Genomic DNA, 17,233 nt, shown 5'->3' on the forward strand with positions numbered 1-17,233 from the left:
GTATAAAAAAAAGAATGAACGGTGATAAGTGCAATCGTTCATTCTTTTCACATGAGAAAATTCATATTGTTTGCGTGAGTTTTTCACGGTTGAATAGGGAGGAGGGTGGTGACAGAAAAACCACGGGTTCCATCGACAATCATTTTCCCGTTAACGGAAGCAGTTCGTTCTTCCATCCCGATGATCCCTAGCCCTTTTTTAATTTTTTCCGCTCCTGAACCATTGTCCTTAACTTCGACTCTAATCATTTTGTTCAACACTTTCAATTCAACTGAAACGTGCGTTGCAGTGGAATATTTCATGGTATTGGTTAAGGCTTCTGTGATATTTTCAAGTATAATTTTCCATTGGATCGGGGTAATGATATCTAAATTGCCATCATGAGTCAGGACCGTTTTATATTGATGTTTTGCGGCAAATTCGTCAATTATCAGCTTGATCCGATGAATCCCCACCTGCTCAGAAGGCGGCTTCATATTTTTAAGTGTCAATCGAATGTTTTCAATCCCATCCTTGGAAATATTAATGGCATTTTGGAGCAGCTCTGTTGCTTTGCGTTTGTCAGTTTCAATTAAACGCTTGGCTGCTTCCATTTGAAAAAGCGCCCCCGTCATCGAGTGCCCAATTTTATCGTGGATTTCCTGTGAGATTCGATTTCGTTCTTCTAATTTAAAGGTGTATTCCGACTGGCGGATGTATTCTGTATTTTCATTTAAGTTTTTGGTCATTTTTTGAAGTGTTTTTCTCATTGAATCCAGTTGTTTTTCATCTTTTAACAGTCTATCCCCATACACGAATGTAATGGTAAAAATCATGAAACAAAAAATCGACACTAAACCATATAGAGGCTGTAGTGTTTCATTAATGTTTAATATAGGGACTATGGAAATGAGCAGGGTGATTATTTTTTTATTGAAAAAATCAGCTGCCAATTCAATTAGTGCTAAAGGTAAAAGTAAAATAAACAACGAATTTATCTCGAAATAGGATGAAATCGATATTCCGATTGAGAGTAATAACAGGATTCTTTTTAATGAATTTTTTTTAAAGATATTTAGGGTGATATTTATACAGAAATAAAGCAGAATAGTGAAAACAACCCATGAAATATGACTAATGTCAGTCCTGACACAGGTAAAGGCTATAAAAATCAATAAAGCCAGCTTGCTAAAAATAATCCAAAAATCCATCTTATTCTACTTTCCCAGTAATATAGTAAATGGCAATTTGTGTTCGATGCTCAAGTCCTGTTTTCCCCAATATAGAGGTGATGTAATTGGCGACCGTTCCTTCTGAAATAAATAATTGCTTGGAAATGGCTTTGTTTGAATAGCCCTTGGCTATTAGAGACATGATTTCCCGTTCTCTTTCTGTAAACAATGTAGGATCAATTTTTGTTTCTGTTTCTTTTTTCTCCGTTAAGTTTGATTTGATTTTTTCCAAAACAACATCCTGAATAATGCTATTTCCATTCATGACGCTTTTGATGGCATCGCGAATCCGTTCAGGATCATTATTTTTCAGCAAGTAACCTTTTGCACCATTTTTGATAGCATCTAATATGTACTCATCGTCATCAAAGGTCGTTATAATGATCGGTTTTGTTTTCGTTTGTTCACTGATGAGTTTCGTTGCTTCCACGCCATTCATATTCGGCATACGAACATCGAGCAAGGCAATATTTACCTCATGCTTCATGCAGTATTCCAAAGCTTCTTTTCCATTATTCACCGTATCCAACACTTCAAATTCTTCGTATGTATTTAAAATAATTTTTAATCCTTCCCGGATAAATGAATTATCATCGGCAATAATCAATTTAATTTTTTTAGGTTGTAGTGGAGCCATATCCTCGCCGGTCACTTCCTTTTTTCTCCATTATAACTCATTTATGGGAAGCCAGTAATCTTGCTTTGTAAAATTTCCACTTTCTATATTTGTCTATTACAATACCGATATATATATAGTAAAAAATTGGGATTATAACTGAAGATTTAGGATTATAAGCTAAAAAAGCGATTCTTGATGTTGAAATCACGAATCGCTTTTTATTTTTGGAATCTATTTATAGTGCATTGAAAACTCACTAATTTCGTAAACTAAAAAGAGTTTGCATAATGTTATTTTTATTAACATGTGAGGAGGAGATAAAAGATGAATATGCAAAAATGGCAGCTGCCTCTTCAAACCTTAAGTCTCGTCATTGGGTTTATGGTCTGGGTAATTATTTCATCCTTAATGCCATTTATAAAAAAAGGAATTTCTCTAACTCCTAATGAAATTGCTATGGTAACAGCCGTGCCCGTAATATTAGGGTCGCTTTTGCGAATCCTTCTGGGCTACTGGACAAACCGTTTTGGCGCCCGAATCATTTTTTTTATCAGTTTTATTATCTTAATTTTTCCCGTCTACTTTATTAGTTTGGCAGATTCACTTTCCGATTTGATCATTGGCGGATTGGTTCTGGGTCTGGGAGGGGCCCTTTTTTCTATCGGAGTGACTTCGTTGCCCAAGTACTATCCAAAGGAGAGACACGGCTTTGTAAATGGAATTTATGGTGCAGGAAATATCGGGACAGCCATTACTTCGTTTTCAGCACCCATCCTGGCGAATACTATAGGATGGCAAAACACAGTAAGATTATTTTTAATTCCAATCATCCTATTTGCCTTATTAAATTTTCTTTTTGGAGACCGAAAAGAGACAAAGGTTAATGTTCCATTATCAGGACAAATAAAAGCCGTATATAAGAACGAGAAACTATGGTTTTTAAGCCTGTTTTATTTCATTACCTTTGGTTCATTCGTGGCATTTACCGTCTACCTGCCAAACTTTTTAGTATCTAACTTTAAGTTGACATCAGTGGATGCCGGGATGAGGACAGCTGGATTTATTACCATTGCCACCCTATTACGACCCGTTGGCGGGTGGCTCGGTGACAAATTCAATCCTTTTCTCATCATGCTATTTGTATTCGGCGGATTAACTTTCTCAGGTGTTTTACTTTCCTTTTCACCAACGATAACGTTGTATTCGATTGGCTGTTTAACAGTTGCGTTTTGTGCAGGGATTGGCAATGGAACGATTTTTAAGCTTGTCCCGTATTATTTTTCAAAACAGGCAGGAATCGTTAATGGGATCGTCTCTGCTATGGGTGGACTGGGGGGATTTTTCCCGCCGCTTGTCCTTACCACGGTGTTTAACATAACCGGACATTTCGCGATTGGTTTTATGTCCCTTGCGATGTTTGCGCTCGCGAGCTTTGTCATTATAGTGTGGATGTATTACTTAGAAAGATTGAGCTTGGAAACAAAGATTATGGAAAACGTTGGGCAAAGTATGATGGTGACCGATACAAAAGGAATGATTGCAAAAGTCAACCGGGCATTTACACAGGTAACAGGCTACCAGTCGGAAGAGGTAATCGGAAAGAATCCAAACATTTTACAGTCCGGCAAGCATGAACCGGTTTTTTATCAAAACATGTGGAAATCCCTTAAAGAGGAGGGTTATTGGCAAGGAGAAATCTGGAACAAACGGAAAAATGGGGAAACCTATTTGGAATGGCTTACCATCAGTGAAGTGAGAAATGACGCTGGGGAAGTAAAGTATTTCCTTGGTTTATTTAGTGATATGACAGTGCCGAAAAGCTGAAGGGATATCCTTCGGCTCTTTTGTTGTACATATTACATAATTTGGAGTCCTTTTACCGTTTTACATAAATACCATCCAACCGAGTTTAGAGAAAAGGAGAATGGAAAGGATTATGAAGAATAGAATAGATTCATATTTGATAAAGGAGAAAAAATTATGTCAGGACCAAGCTTAAGAAAACAAGATGCCCATTCTTCTATCCATGATGCGGCCTTGAATGAAGCGAAAGAATTAAAAGACCTATTTCAAAAATGTTTAGTGGAAGGGGAAAAAGACAAAGCTTTGCAGGTTTTAGATGTAGTAATTGAACACTGGGAATCCCGGACATTAAAACATGCAGAGGCAGAAGAAGAAGGGTTATATAAAGAAATGGTCAAGGAAAATCCCGTGCTAAAAACCCTTGTCATTCAACTAACACGTGACCATGATTTGATGCGTCGAATCGTAGAGAAAATAAAAGAACAAATGACAAATAATGAGATTGACTTCAGAATCATTTCCTTATTGGATTCCCTTATTGTGGTTGACTCCATCCATAATGAAGATGAAATGAATAAACTGCTGGCTGGTAACGAATGATAAAAATTAGGAAGTAATGGAAAAAGGAGAGGAAAATACCAGTGGAAAAATTGTTGCGTTTTGCTGCTCCCGAATTATATAAGGAAATGGTTGAAACTTTATCCAGCCATCATATCCATCCACATGATATACAAGCCACAGTGTTGAAACATGAGAATGGTTTAGTTGTCACCTTAAGGTTCTCAAATGATTTTTCACAATCTATCACAAAGCAATTCAGCTTTGAACAGGCTAGCCGTCCAGATGAGGATGTTTCTGGCTTTTTTGATGAAGCCGCCAAACAATGTAAATCTATCTTAATAGCCGACTACTATAAAATGATCAAGTTATAAAAGGAGTGAGGGGGTCGTGTTTTCCTTTGAATCAGAGGCGCTGCTCGTGGATGACAGAGAAGATTTAATAATGGTCTTGCAGATGAGATTTGGCAGGCTGTCAGCTGAAATGATAGACAAAATCTATGATATTGATGACATGAATACCTTGCAGCACCTTATTTTATCTGCTGCAAATGCGGCAGATTGGAATGTTTTTTTAGAAGAATTAAACGCTGGAAAGGATTCGTTTCGATTAGTGGGAGAGGATTTTAATCCCTTAAGAGATCGGTTGAAAGGATGGGATGACGTCAATGGAACAGAAGAAAAATAATTTTCTGCATTCCCTAAAACACCTTGTTCGCGGCGAACGAATTAATGATGGCTGGACTGAAGAAAATCCCCGCCCTCGTGATTGGGAAACCGCTTATCGTAACCGGTGGGGACACGATAAGATCGTCCGTTCTACCCATGGGGTGAATTGTACCGGTTCCTGCAGCTGGAAAATTCATGTCAAAGACGGAATTATTACATGGGAAACTCAGCAAACGGACTACCCATCCACCGGAGATGATTTTCCTGAATATGAACCAAGGGGATGTCCGCGTGGTGCCAGTTTTTCTTGGTATACATACAGTCCTACCCGAGTGAAGTACCCCTATGTCCGCGGGGATCTTTATGCGTTATGGAAAGAAGAATTAGCAAAAGCCGATAATCCCATTCAAGCTTGGGAGAATATTGTCACAGACCCAGCAAAACGAGAACGATATGTGAAAGCGCGCGGGAAAGGCGGTTTTGTCAGAGGTACCTGGAAGGACATATGCCAAATGATTGGCGCAGCTTCCATTTATACGATTAAAAAGTATGGACCCGACCGGATTGTCGGCTTCAGTCCGATCCCGGCGATGTCAATGGCCAGCTATTCGGGAGGAACGAGATTCTTATCCCTCATTGGCGGGACCATTCTAAGCTTTTATGATTGGTATGCCGATTTGCCGCCCGCTTCACCGCAGGTATGGGGAGATCAGACGGATGTTCCGGAAAGCGGGGACTGGTATAACTCCAAGTATTTTATTATTTGGGGAACGAATATCCCGCAAACTCGAACACCAGATGCCCATTTTATGGTGGAATCGAGGTACAACGGCACAAAGGTAGTCGGGGTTAGTCCGGACTATGCTGAGTATGAAAAATTTGCGGACATGTGGCTGCCGGCTAAAGCAGGAACCGACGGGGCGTTGGCGATGGCGATGACGCATGTAATTTTAAAAGAATTCTACGTTGATAAGGAAACTCCTTATTTTATCGAGTATGCCAAACAATATACAGACCTTCCGTTCCTTGTCCTGTTAAACAAAAAGAATGAAGATTACCGCTCAGACCGGTTTTTACGGGCATCTGACATTTCCGATGAGCATGAGTTAGGGGAATGGAAAACGGTTGTATGGGATGAAGGGACCAACACGTTTGCCATCCCGAATGGCAGCGAAGGCTTTCAGTGGGATAACGGAAATAAGTGGAACCTCGATCTAAATGAAATTAACCCCAAAATGAGCTTTATCAAGGACTCAGACTCAACCGCCATGGTAGAATTCCCTTATTTTGGTGAAAAAGACGGCGGGATCGTGAAACGTGGCGTGCCTGTTAAGAAAATCAAAGACAAGTCAGGTAATGAATTAATTATTACGACCGTTTATGACGTAATGCTGGCTCATACGGGTGTTGGTAGAGGATTAATAGGCGATTATCCTCTAGACTATAACGATGCGGCAAACCCTTATACTCCTGCCTGGCAGGAAAGTATTACAGGTGTCAACAAAGCCCATGTAATTCAAGTAGCGAGAGAATTCGCGGAGAATGCAGCGCTGACCAAAGGAAAATCGATGATAGCGGTGGGCGGTGGAACTAATCACTGGTATCATAGCGATCAAATTTACCGTTCCATTTTGAATCTTGTTTTATTAACCGGCTCACAAGGAGTCAATGGCGGCGGCTGGGCCCATTATGTAGGACAGGAAAAAGTGCGCCCGCTTGAAGGATTTCAACAAATTGCTTTTGCTAATGATTGGGTGAAATCACCAAGACTGATGAATGGGACTTCGTTTTTTTATTTCCACACCGAACAATTCCGCTATGAGTATGAGAAACGTGAAGAAAAAACAGAATGGGGAAGCCAATACACAAGCATGCACCCAGCAGATTTTAATGCACTATCATGTCGTTTAGGATGGCTCCCAAGCTTTCCTCAGCTTTCACAAAATTCTTTGGACATCTTGCGGGAAGCTCGGGGACGGGATCAGGATGATCAAGCTGTCGTAAAGGATATTGCGAAGCAGCTTACCGAAGGAAAACTGGATTTTGCAATTGAACATCCGAATGACCCTCGTAATTTCCCTCGTGTCTTTTTTAATTGGCGCTCCAATCTATTGGGAGACAGCGGTAAGGGGCATGAGTACTTTGTGAAACATTTAATCGGTTCACAAGATTCATTGTTAACTGATATTGAGAACTCCTGGCAGCCAGAAAATGTCCATCTTTCTGAAAAACCGCCAGAAGGAAAAACAGACCTGTTTGTTAGTATGGATTTCCGGATGACCAGCTCTGGTTTATTCTCCGACATTATTTTGCCTGCCGCTACTTGGTATGAAAAATTCGATCTCAGCAGCACGGATTTACATCCATTTGTTCATCCGTTTAATCCGGCGATTAACCCTCCATGGGACACAAGAAGCGATTGGGACGCCTTCAGGGAAATTGCCAAGGCTTTTTCCGAGCTGGCAAAAGATCATCTTCCTGCCCAAGAAGACCTCGTCATGTCACCGCTCGCCCATGATACGATTAATCAAATTGCGCAGCCATTTGGAAAAGTAAAGGATTGGCGTAAAGGCGAGGTTGAAGGGATTCCAGGCAAAACAATGCCTAATTTCAATTTCGTGAAAAGGGATTATCCGCATGTGTATGATATGTGGATTACCATTGGACCGAATATAAAGAATGGCTATGGTACAAAGGGAGTCAAAATTCCTGGAGAGAGAGTATACGAAGAGCTGCTTGACCGCCTCGGACCTTCCAAGCACGAGGGCATTGGAAAAGGGTATCCGGATTTATATTCTGATAAAAAAGCCATTAATGCAATTCTTCTCATGTCTGGAGCGACAAATGGAAAACGCGCCGTAGAAGGCTGGAAATCCATGGAGGCGAAGACAGGGAAAAAGCTTGGCCATGTTTCAGAAGGTCGAGAAGAAGAGGACTACACGTTGGAATCCATCACGATTCAACCACGCCCAGCGATTTCAACACCGATTTGGAGTGGCTTAGAAAATGAAAACCGGCGCTACTCTCCATTTACCGTAAATAAAGAATTTCATATTCCTTGGCATACCCTTACCGGACGGCAAAGCTTTTATCTTGACCATGAGGTAATGCTGGATTTTGGCGAAGGACTTCCTTTATATATCCCGCCTATTTCTAGAGGCGCTTTTGTGAAAGGGGAAAAGGAAGTTGAGAATCATGGAAAATCCATTACCCTCCGTTATATGACGCCGCATCAAAAGTGGGGAATCCATACGATGTTCACCGATACGAACAACATGGTCCAGTTGTTCCGGGGCTGGCAGGTCGTGTGGATGAATGAAGAGGATGGGGCCGCTATCGGAATTAAAGATAATGATTGGATTGAGCTTTATAACCGAAATGGCGTGGTCGTGGCAAGGGCCGTTCTAACGTACCGAATGCCTAGAGGCGCGGTCTACATGTATCATGCGCAGGACCGAACAATGGGGGTTCCCGGAAATACCATCAATAAGACCCGCGGCGGTACCCATAATAGCGTAACGAGAATCTATCCAAAAGCCACTCATATGATTGGCGGGTATTCACAATTAAGCTACGGATTTAATTACTATGGACCAACCGGAAGTCAACGGGATACCATGACGATTGTCCGGCCGTTAAAGGAGGTCGATTGGCTTGAGGATTAAAGCTCAGGTTGCCATGGTCATGCATTTGGATAAATGCATTGGCTGTCATACTTGTTCTGTCACCTGTAAAAATGTTTGGACTAACCGGCCGGGAATGGAATATGTCTGGTTTAATAATGTCGAAACCCGTCCAGGCGTGGGATATCCAAAAGAGTGGGAGAATACCGACCGCTATAAAGGCGGCTGGGTGCTGCGAAATGGAAGATTGCACTTAAGAGCGGGAGGCCCGCTTTCGAAGTTAGCGAATATATTTTATAACCCAAACATGGCGGATTTAAATGAATTCTATGAGCCATGGACGTATGACTTCCAGCATCTTCATCACCGAAAAAAAGGCGATAGTATCCCGGTAGCACGGCCGCGGTCAATGATTACCGGCAACTATATCGATAAACCTGAATGGGGCCCAAACTGGGATGATGATTTGGCAGGTGGAAGTGAATCGGTTCCGAATGATCCGAATGTCCGTAAGCTCCAAGAACATATTAAAACGGAATATGAAAAAACCTTCATGATGTATTTGCCGAGGATTTGTGAACATTGTCTGAATCCATCATGTGTCGCCTCCTGTCCATCAGGTGCTTTATATAAACGAGATGAGGACGGAATTGTTTTGGTGGATCAAGATGCCTGCCGCGGCTGGCGCTTCTGTATGAACGGGTGTCCTTACCACAAGGTGTACTATAACTGGAATACACATAAAGCAGAAAAGTGTAATTTCTGTTATCCGCGGACGGAAGCTGGTCTTCCAACCATTTGTTCAGAGACTTGTGTGGGCCGGATTCGCTACATCGGTGTGGTTTTATATGATGCAGATAGGGTGAAAGCAGCTGCATCGGTTGAAGATCCAAAGGATTTGTATGAATCTCAGTTATCCGTCTTTTTAGATCCGTTTGATCCTGAGATAATCGAAAAAGCGCAAGAGCAAGGCATTAACCATAGCTGGATTCAAAGCGCCCAGGAATCACCGGTTTATAAAATGGCGATCAAATGGAAAATCGCCTTGCCGCTCCATCCGGAATACCGGACCTTGCCGATGGTATGGTATGTTCCTCCGCTAAGTCCGATCATGAATCATATCACAAATGAACAGGAATTAACCGCTGAGGGCTATATCCCTGCGGTTGATCAAATGAGAATCCCGATGGAATATTTAGCTTCCATTTTAACAGCAGATGATACAAGTGTTATCCGTAAGGTTTTGTTAAAAATGGCAGCAATGAGAGTTCATATGCGCGCCAAAACGGTTGGCGGGTTCGATGAATTAAAGAAGAGCAAACTTCTCGAAGAAGCTCATACAACCGCTGAAGAATTGGAAGACATGGCAAGGCTGCTGGCGGTTGCCAAATACAATGAGCGATTTGTCATTCCGACAGGGCGCCGTGATATGAATGATGATTTGCATTATAGGCAGGGTGCTTGCAGCATTGAAGACCTGGCCCCACCTGAAGGGATGACCACTTATCCATTTGAAAGAAGTGAAAGTTCATGACTAATGAGGAAAAAGCGATTATGGTTCTTTTGTCGAGACTGCTGAATTATCCTGATCAAGCGTTTGCAGAGGAACGGACAGCATTACTTTCGTTCCTCCATGAAAACATTCCATCAGAGGAAATTCGCCGGGAAATTTTCAATCGAATCAATCCTCTATATGAAATGACGTTAAAGGTTCTGCAGGAGCTATATGTGGAAACGTTTGATTATAAAGAGAAGACCAATCTGTATTTAACCGCTCATGAGCTGGGAGATAGCAGAAAGCGCGGCTTTGCGCTTATTCAATTACAAAAGCTGATTAGTGAAAGCGGCTATGATTATGCCGGCAAGGAGCTGGCTGATTATATTCCCTTGCTATTAGAGCTTTTAGCGGTATCTGAAGAGAATGAAAGTATTTCCAACCTTTCTAGACGGGTTGCTTACGCGATCAATCGGATTGTAACGAATCTCGCTGACAGCAATCCGTACCATAATGTGATTGAACTATTATTGAAGTTTGTCTTTGAAGCTCCAGGGTCTCAAGAAATCTCTTTACTGGAAAATTTACGTGAGGAAGCGGATTTGGACGAGCTGCCATATCCATTGATGTATCGCTAAGAGGGAGGCTATTTAATGGAAGTTGTGTTTTGGTGGACCATTTTTCCTTATTTATGCGGAACAATCCTAATTATCGCTACCTTTTACAGATTTATTTTTCGCGGAAAAAGCTGGACCGCCCCTTCAACAGAAATATTCGAAAAAAAATGGCTGCGAATAGGTTCAATGGTCTTTCATTATGGGATTATTTTTGCCTTTATCGGTCATGTCATGGGGATGTTGATTCCCATTGAAGTGTACCATGCGTTAGGTGTGGAAGATGAAGTTTATCATTTCATGGCCATTGCAGGCGGCGGTATTGCAGGTCTAATGGTGGTATTTGGATTGGTCGTCATGCTCATTCGCAAGTTCTCCTTTCCAAGGGTACGCGCTCACACGACAAGGGGCGGCTATTTTACTCTAGTATGGCTGCTATTAGTGGCAGGATTAGGGACGTACATGACTCTGATTTACAATACGACGGTCGGGGAATACGAGTATCGCCTGGCAATTGGCCCTTGGTTCAGGAGTTTATTTACCTTCCACCCACAGGCCCAACTCATGGTAGGCGTTCCTGCTCTCTTTAAGGTCCATATCATTTTCTCTTTTATTTTATTTGCCGCAATACCGTTTACCCATCTTGTCCATATGTTTAGTTTTCCTCTTCGTTATCCAACACGCGCTCCGCAGCAGTATCGCTCAAGAAACGGTTATAATAAGAATAGTCGATAGAGGGGGGAAACCTCCTCTTTTTTCCTATTAATCATATTATCCGATACTTTCACCAAGTTAACCCATCATATAACAAAAAATACCTCATTTAGAATTACACAATATGGATAAATTAATTTTGTACAAATAAAGGGGGTTTTAAAAGGATTATGTCCATTACAAAAATAGAAGATAAGCAGTCGTGGCAAGAGGTTTTAAAAACGGTTAAGGCTCTTGACCCACAAAAGCTCGAAATTATTAAAGCAACATTGCCAGTCGTAAAAGAGCACGGAGAAGCAATTACGAAAGCTTTTTATAAGAGGATGTTTAAGCAGCATCCAGAGCTTTTAAATATATTTAATCAGACACATCAAATTACAGGCCACCAGCCGAAAGCACTCGCGGATGCTGTTTATGGCGCTGCGGCTAACATTGAGGATTTTAGTCAAATTATGCCTGTATTAGAGAGAATCGGAGAAAAACATAGAAGCTTGCAAATCAAACCGGAGCATTATCCGATTGTCGGTGAAAACCTTCTTGGAGCGATTAAAGAAATATTAGGGGATGCGGCTACAAGTGAAATTATTGATGCTTGGGCAGATGCTTATGGAGTGATAGCAGATGTTTTCATCCGAATGGAAAACAAAATGTACAAAACCACTGAAGCTATGCCAGGCGGATGGGCTGGTTACCGTGATTTCGTCGTCAATAAAAAGGTAGTAGAAAGCGACGTTATTACATCGTTTTACTTAAAACCGAAAGATGAGAAGGAGATTGCCGGCTTTATACCAGGGCAATACATAACCGTTAAACTAGAGATTCCAGGTGAGACCTACACCCATTTGCGACAATACAGTTTATCTGATCGTCCCGGATTAGACTATTACCGAATCAGCGTTAAACGTGAAGATATAAAAGGCGATAATGTTCCTGCAGGGATTGTGTCCACTTACCTGCATGATCATATCAATGAAGGAGATATCATCCCGGTAACAGCGCCAGCAGGTGATTTTTATTTGGATATGGATTCTAACCTGCCTTTAGTGTTAATTAGCGGCGGAGTAGGATTAACACCGATGATGTCTATGTTAAATACAACCGTAAAAGAAAAGCCGAACCGGGAAATCTATTATATTCATGCATCCCTCAATAGTAAGCTGCATGCTTTTAAAACACATGTGAATGATCTGGCAGCAGAACATAAAAATATGAAATCCTTCGAGATCTATGAGAAACCATCAGAAGAAGATAAAGAAATGCGGAACTTTGATAAAGAGGGATTTTTTAATCTAGAATGGCTACAACAAACTTTACCGTCAAAAGAAGCTGATTTTTATTTTTGCGGACCCGAGCCTTTCATGAAGGTAGTAAATAAAGCGTTAAAGCAGTGGGGAGTACCGGAAGAACATATTCATTACGAATTTTTTGGGTCTTTTGGTAGATTGGATGAAATGGATTAATGCAAAAAGGCAGCAGGTTTTCTAACCCTCCTGCCTTTTTTGCGCTAAATTTTCGCAAAAAATATAATGGTATTATTGGTTTCTAAAGGGAATCATACATTTATTAGCACGTTTACGATTAGAAAATTTGAATAATGAAAAGGGGGAAGACAAATGAAATGCCCGGAATGTGTTTATGTTAATCCGGATGGGGTAAAGTTTTGTTTAAACTGCGGAGAAAAGTTTATGCACCCTGACAACGGTAAGCAGGACGAAAACAGCTATTTCTATGAATTTGCCCATTATGTCGACATGGTTCCGAAATTTGAACGTTCAGTTGAACCAAAATTTCAAAATATATTCTCACGGGTGTTCCGAAATCATAGTATTCTTGAGGCTGAACGGCTTTTCATCGTTGGAACAGCTCTTACTACTCCTAAAATAGAGGAAGTAAAGGAAACATGGCCGAAACCTTGGCTATTTACGAGGGTTTTCATCATTGCACTCATTTCTTTCCTTGGATTGTTTTTGGGTGTGAGCTTGTTCAAAAATATTAACTTCTTACCAGGACTTATTATTGTCGGTGCTTTTGCAGTGCCATTTACCACTCTAATATTCTTCTGGGAAATGAACGCACCTCAGAATATTGCTTTTTATAGAGTCATTTACGTGGTGTTTATCGGCGGAATTCTATCGATGCTGGTCGCCCTTGTTTTTTTTAATATCTTAAAACATAACATCAATCCGATCACGATAGGGGTCGCCGAGGAACTGGCAAAGGTTGCGACGGTAATCCTTTTCGTGCGCAACATTAAATACAGATATATACTTAACGGTCTTCTGATAGGTGCTGCGGTAGGAGCCGGCTTCGCTGCTTTTGAAACCGCTGGTTATGCATTAAGGGCACTTCTTTCAGGTAGTTTCGAAAGCCTGTATTCCACTATCCTTTGGCGCAGTTTTCTAGCCCCTGGCGGCCATGTCGCTTGGGCCGCTTTGACAGGTGCCGCATTTTGCAGGGTACAAGGGGATAAAAATCCGGAATTAAACATGTTTATAAAAGCAAAATTCCTTCGGATATTTTTTATCGTTGTTATGTTGCATGCTTTATGGGACGCTCCGATTCCAGGCATTTTCCCGGTTGGACAAATCATTTTGATGACCGCCTCATGGATTCTCGTATTTCGGATGATTCGGATGGGCTTAAAGGAGATCGCTGAGAAGAAGGGAAGGGCAATAATAAGTCCATTAGATCCAACACCCTAATGTAAGGTGAAAGAAATAAAAAAACAAAAAAACATCGACCAAGTCGGTGTTTTTTTGTTTTTGAATAATTAATTTATAATTTTTAGTGCATACTTTGGGCGATTGCACTTGTATTCTTAGCTGCTGATTTTTTATGCAGCCATTCATATATAATCGGAATGATAATAAAGCTGTTAATTGTTGATGTTACCATACCGCCAATAACGACAATTCCGAGCGTTTGAGAAATGACTGTATCGGCATTGTGTGAAAATGCAAGTGGTAACAAAGTAAGGACTGTTGCAGCAGCTGTCATTAAGATAGGTCTAATCCTTGAAAGACTACCTTTTAATACCGCCTCGTTAACAGGCATTCCTTCTTTTCGATTTCGTTCGATTTTGTCAATTAACACAATTCCGTTTGTAACCACGATACCAGTAAGCATTAGAACCCCAATTAATGCGGCCAAATTCCATTCTCCATGGAATAAGATGAGTGCGATAACCACACCGCTTAAAGCAAGTGGAATGCTTAAAAGTACCGATAATGGTGCTCTCCATCCTTTGAAAATGGTAGAAGTAATGAGCAACACTAAAAGGATTGAGAAGGCAACGGCAACAGACATATCGAAAATCATTTGTTTCACTTGCTCAGAGATTCCTCCCAATGAGTACGTTACATCTTTAGGAAGTTTCATGCTGCTTAGAGCTTTCTCCGCTTGGCTTGACACTTTGCTGATATCATTTGATGTAATCTGTGCTGTTACAAGGGAGAATGGCTGACCGTCTCGTTCGCTAATAGTTGAAGGAGAGGTATCCTTTGAAATTTTAGCAATTTGGTCAAAACGAACTTTTTCTCCATTATTACCATTTAACGTTTCGGCAGCTAGAGATGCTAACACATCATCTGCAGTAGCATTTAAAGTAATAGTAGAGTTTGTTCCAGATGCAATTTGATCTAAATATTGGTCCACAGGAAGTGCTTTATGATCAATAGTGATCGTTGCATCTTTAGATCCAGACATATAACGATTAATGATTGTTAGAATGTCTGCTACTTTTACGCCTTTGTCTTGAATAGTTTTTTGGTCAAAAGACACTTTATATTTAGGCGCGCCATTTGTTAAATCTACTTTTCCATCGACACTTAAGTCAGATATTTTTGATAAGTTGGTTCTTGCTTCTTGAGCTACTTGATCCAATGTTGCTTGGTCTGAACCTGTAAACAAAATACGCATTTGTGAATCGTCACCAGAAATGTTCTGACTTGTTACGGTATAAGTAACATCTTTAGATAATGTCGGAAGCTTTGTTTGTAACTCTTTAATGACAGAATCTGAATCCTTGTCATTCTTTAACACAACTGAAAGGTTAGCGACATTTGGATAGGTGATAAAGCCGCCGCCTTGGTCAAACACGTCATCACTTTGCGGTGACATGGTTGAACCAAAATTGGCTGAATATGCATCGACTTTTGGATTTTCTTTTAATGATTTTTCGATTTTTTGCACTTCAGAATCTACTTGGATTAATGTGCTTCCTTTTGGCAATTCAGCTTTAATGGCAATTTGCCCGATTTTTGCACTAGGCAATAAGCTTACTGGAAGGAAAGCAGAATAGATTCCTGCACCTAAAAAGACTAAGATCGAAACAATTATCATTGCTTTTTTGTGTTTAAAAGCGGATTGCAATATAGGTTTCATTTTTGTATCGAGTTTGACGGTTTGTTTTTCTCCGTTTCCGCCTTTCCATCCCATAAACGCAAGCGCAGGAATGACAAGCATCGCAACAAAGAATGAAATGATAAGGGCAATTACGACTGACCATGCAAACCCACTGTAGGAAGCACTAATGACGCCGCCTACAAATGCGATTGGAATATAAACTGCGATCGTTGTTAAGGTCGAACCTAAAATCGCAGGAATCATTTCAACAACAGAGGATGCCAAAATGGAAAGAAGAGATTTATCCTTAGATTCTTCCCGCTTCCGATACATATTGTCTAATATAACAATCGAATCATCGACAATACGGCCCATCGCTACAATCAAACCAGAAACCGTTAAAATGTTTAAAGTGATACCCATTGATTTTAAGAAAGCCGTTGTTGCCAGTAACGAAATTGGCAATGAAATAGCAATTAATAATGTACTTCTTACATTTCGGAAGAAGAAGAACACACAAATCATGGAGAATAAGCAGCCAAGCAACCCTTCACGGACTAGTCCAAATAGTGAGCTGTTTAATTCTTTCTCCCGGTCGAGTAATACTTTAAACGAAACATCTTTTGGATTTACTGTATCCAAGTGAAGATGCGCGACCCGGTCTTTTACTTGGTCAGCAACATCGGTAATATTTGCTGAAGGCGTTTTGATTACATTCAATGTAACACTTGGTGCTCCGTTTGTTCTGGAAACCGTTTTTACGTCATTTAATGAATGAGTGATGGTACCGAACGCTGAAACAGGAATGGTTTTTCCTTCCTTATTCTTAATTGTTGCGTTTTCCATTTGCTGAACTGTTAATGGTAGTCCATCAAATGATACTGGAATAGCTAATTGGTTGTTTACAATATTCCCTTGTGGCATGGATGGAACAGCCAATGCAAACGATTTATTTACATCATCCAATGTTAATCCGTTTTTCACTAGGTCTTTCATACGGACAGTTAATACATACCCATCTTTCGCTCCCCCAAATACGGAAACATCCGATACACCAGGAACAGATTTTAATTGCTTCACAATTTCCTGTGTTGCGGTCGAGCGAAGAGTTGGTTCATCCAATTTTGAACTTGTTACACTGTAAGTCAAAATAGGAAATGAGCTTGTTGTTAATCGCGTCACCGAAGGAGTGCTAGTAATTGTCTGCGGAAGATCTGCATTTGCCAAGGCTTTATTAACTTGATCCTCAGCTTGTTTCATGTCGGTATTCATCGGAAAATACAAACTCATAAACAAGCCGCCATCATACGATGTGCTTTCAACATTGGACAAACCATCCACCGTTTTGACGGCACCTGCAAGATTATCGGTTACTTGCTGTTTCACCTGTGCGGCTTGATAACCAGGTACTCTCATACTAACCGAAAGGGTAGTATTATTAATTCCAGGCAAATAATCCCGCTGCATTTGAAAAGCGGAAATACCACCCCAAGCCAAGATGATGACAACACACACAATCATAAGTATGGCTCTTTGCATGGTTGCCTCTACTAATTTTTTCATGTTTTTATCTCCCCATATCTA

13 protein-coding genes are annotated in these 17,233 nt (G+C 40.7%); 10 read left to right on the forward strand and 3 right to left on the reverse strand.

The window, feature by feature from the left end; all coding sequences use genetic code 11:
• Window positions 1-83 precede the first annotated feature (83 nt).
• Both AC59HZ_RS16965 and AC59HZ_RS16970 read right to left on the reverse strand, forming a co-directional pair.
• Window positions 84-1,190, reverse strand: coding sequence for a sensor histidine kinase (locus AC59HZ_RS16965; protein ID WP_496546965.1), 1,107 nt, complete (start codon window positions 1,188-1,190; stop codon window positions 84-86).
• A 1-nt stretch (window position 1,191) separates the two neighbouring features.
• Window positions 1,192-1,848: a response regulator gene (locus AC59HZ_RS16970; protein WP_496547073.1), complete on the reverse strand. Its 657-nt coding sequence runs from the start codon at window positions 1,846-1,848 to the stop codon at window positions 1,192-1,194.
• A gap of 306 nt (window positions 1,849-2,154) precedes the next feature.
• Here AC59HZ_RS16970 and AC59HZ_RS16975 point away from each other — a divergent pair, with 306 nt between their 5' ends.
• The 10 genes from AC59HZ_RS16975 (at window position 2,155) to AC59HZ_RS17020 (ending at window position 14,007) form a co-directional block, all read left to right on the forward strand.
• Window positions 2,155-3,654: a nitrate/nitrite transporter gene (locus AC59HZ_RS16975; RefSeq protein WP_496546966.1), complete on the forward strand. Its 1,500-nt coding sequence runs from the start codon at window positions 2,155-2,157 to the stop codon at window positions 3,652-3,654.
• A gap of 156 nt (window positions 3,655-3,810) precedes the next feature.
• On the forward strand, window positions 3,811-4,233 hold the full coding sequence (locus AC59HZ_RS16980) for a hemerythrin domain-containing protein (protein ID WP_496546967.1): 423 nt from the start codon (window positions 3,811-3,813) through the stop codon (window positions 4,231-4,233).
• Window positions 4,234-4,274: 41 nt separating this feature from the next.
• Window positions 4,275-4,565, forward strand: a complete 291-nt coding sequence (locus AC59HZ_RS16985) for a hypothetical protein (RefSeq protein ID WP_496546968.1) — start codon at window positions 4,275-4,277, stop codon at window positions 4,563-4,565.
• Between the two features lie 16 nt (window positions 4,566-4,581).
• Window positions 4,582-4,878: a hypothetical protein gene (locus AC59HZ_RS16990; protein ID WP_496546969.1), complete on the forward strand. Its 297-nt coding sequence runs from the start codon at window positions 4,582-4,584 to the stop codon at window positions 4,876-4,878.
• Window positions 4,859-8,524, forward strand: coding sequence for a nitrate reductase subunit alpha (locus AC59HZ_RS16995; RefSeq protein WP_496546970.1), 3,666 nt, complete (start codon window positions 4,859-4,861; stop codon window positions 8,522-8,524). Before AC59HZ_RS16990 ends, AC59HZ_RS16995 begins: the two co-directional genes overlap by 20 nt.
• Entirely contained in the window at window positions 8,514-10,016 is a 1,503-nt protein-coding gene (narH, locus tag AC59HZ_RS17000; protein ID WP_496546971.1) for a nitrate reductase subunit beta, read from the forward strand. Before AC59HZ_RS16995 ends, narH begins: the two co-directional genes overlap by 11 nt.
• Entirely contained in the window at window positions 10,013-10,615 is a 603-nt protein-coding gene (narJ, locus tag AC59HZ_RS17005; protein WP_496546972.1) for a nitrate reductase molybdenum cofactor assembly chaperone, read from the forward strand. Before narH ends, narJ begins: the two co-directional genes overlap by 4 nt.
• A 15-nt stretch (window positions 10,616-10,630) precedes the next feature.
• Window positions 10,631-11,326, forward strand: a complete 696-nt coding sequence (narI, locus tag AC59HZ_RS17010; protein ID WP_496546973.1) for a respiratory nitrate reductase subunit gamma — start codon at window positions 10,631-10,633, stop codon at window positions 11,324-11,326.
• Between the two features lie 149 nt (window positions 11,327-11,475).
• Complete coding sequence (gene hmpA / locus AC59HZ_RS17015) at window positions 11,476-12,765, forward strand: NO-inducible flavohemoprotein (protein ID WP_496546974.1); 1,290 nt, start codon at window positions 11,476-11,478, stop codon at window positions 12,763-12,765.
• Between the two features lie 153 nt (window positions 12,766-12,918).
• Window positions 12,919-14,007: a PrsW family intramembrane metalloprotease gene (locus AC59HZ_RS17020; RefSeq protein ID WP_496546975.1), complete on the forward strand. Its 1,089-nt coding sequence runs from the start codon at window positions 12,919-12,921 to the stop codon at window positions 14,005-14,007.
• An 82-nt stretch (window positions 14,008-14,089) separates the two neighbouring features.
• Here AC59HZ_RS17020 and AC59HZ_RS17025 read toward each other — a convergent pair whose 3' ends face one another.
• Complete coding sequence (locus AC59HZ_RS17025; RefSeq protein WP_496546976.1) at window positions 14,090-17,212, reverse strand: efflux RND transporter permease subunit; 3,123 nt, start codon at window positions 17,210-17,212, stop codon at window positions 14,090-14,092.
• Window positions 17,213-17,233: the final 21 nt, after the last annotated feature.

Source organism: Neobacillus sp. DZ-9 (assembly GCF_059587065.1).

Bases quoted from the DNA above. Each gene is read 5' to 3' on its own strand.
- AC59HZ_RS17020 (WP_496546975.1), top strand. From the start codon at position 12,919: ATGAAATGCCCGGAATGTGTTTATGTTAATCCGGATGGGGTAAAGTTT.
- AC59HZ_RS16970 (WP_496547073.1), bottom strand. From the start codon at position 1,848: ATGGCTCCACTACAACCTAAAAAAATTAAATTGATTATTGCCGATGAT.
- narI (WP_496546973.1), top strand. From the start codon at position 10,631: ATGGAAGTTGTGTTTTGGTGGACCATTTTTCCTTATTTATGCGGAACA.
- AC59HZ_RS16980 (WP_496546967.1), top strand. From the start codon at position 3,811: ATGTCAGGACCAAGCTTAAGAAAACAAGATGCCCATTCTTCTATCCAT.
- AC59HZ_RS17025 (WP_496546976.1), bottom strand. From the start codon at position 17,212: ATGAAAAAATTAGTAGAGGCAACCATGCAAAGAGCCATACTTATGATT.
- hmpA (WP_496546974.1), top strand. From the start codon at position 11,476: ATGTCCATTACAAAAATAGAAGATAAGCAGTCGTGGCAAGAGGTTTTA.
- AC59HZ_RS16995 (WP_496546970.1), top strand. From the start codon at position 4,859: ATGGAACAGAAGAAAAATAATTTTCTGCATTCCCTAAAACACCTTGTT.
- AC59HZ_RS16965 (WP_496546965.1), bottom strand. From the start codon at position 1,190: ATGGATTTTTGGATTATTTTTAGCAAGCTGGCTTTATTGATTTTTATA.
- AC59HZ_RS16975 (WP_496546966.1), top strand. From the start codon at position 2,155: ATGAATATGCAAAAATGGCAGCTGCCTCTTCAAACCTTAAGTCTCGTC.
- narJ (WP_496546972.1), top strand. From the start codon at position 10,013: ATGACTAATGAGGAAAAAGCGATTATGGTTCTTTTGTCGAGACTGCTG.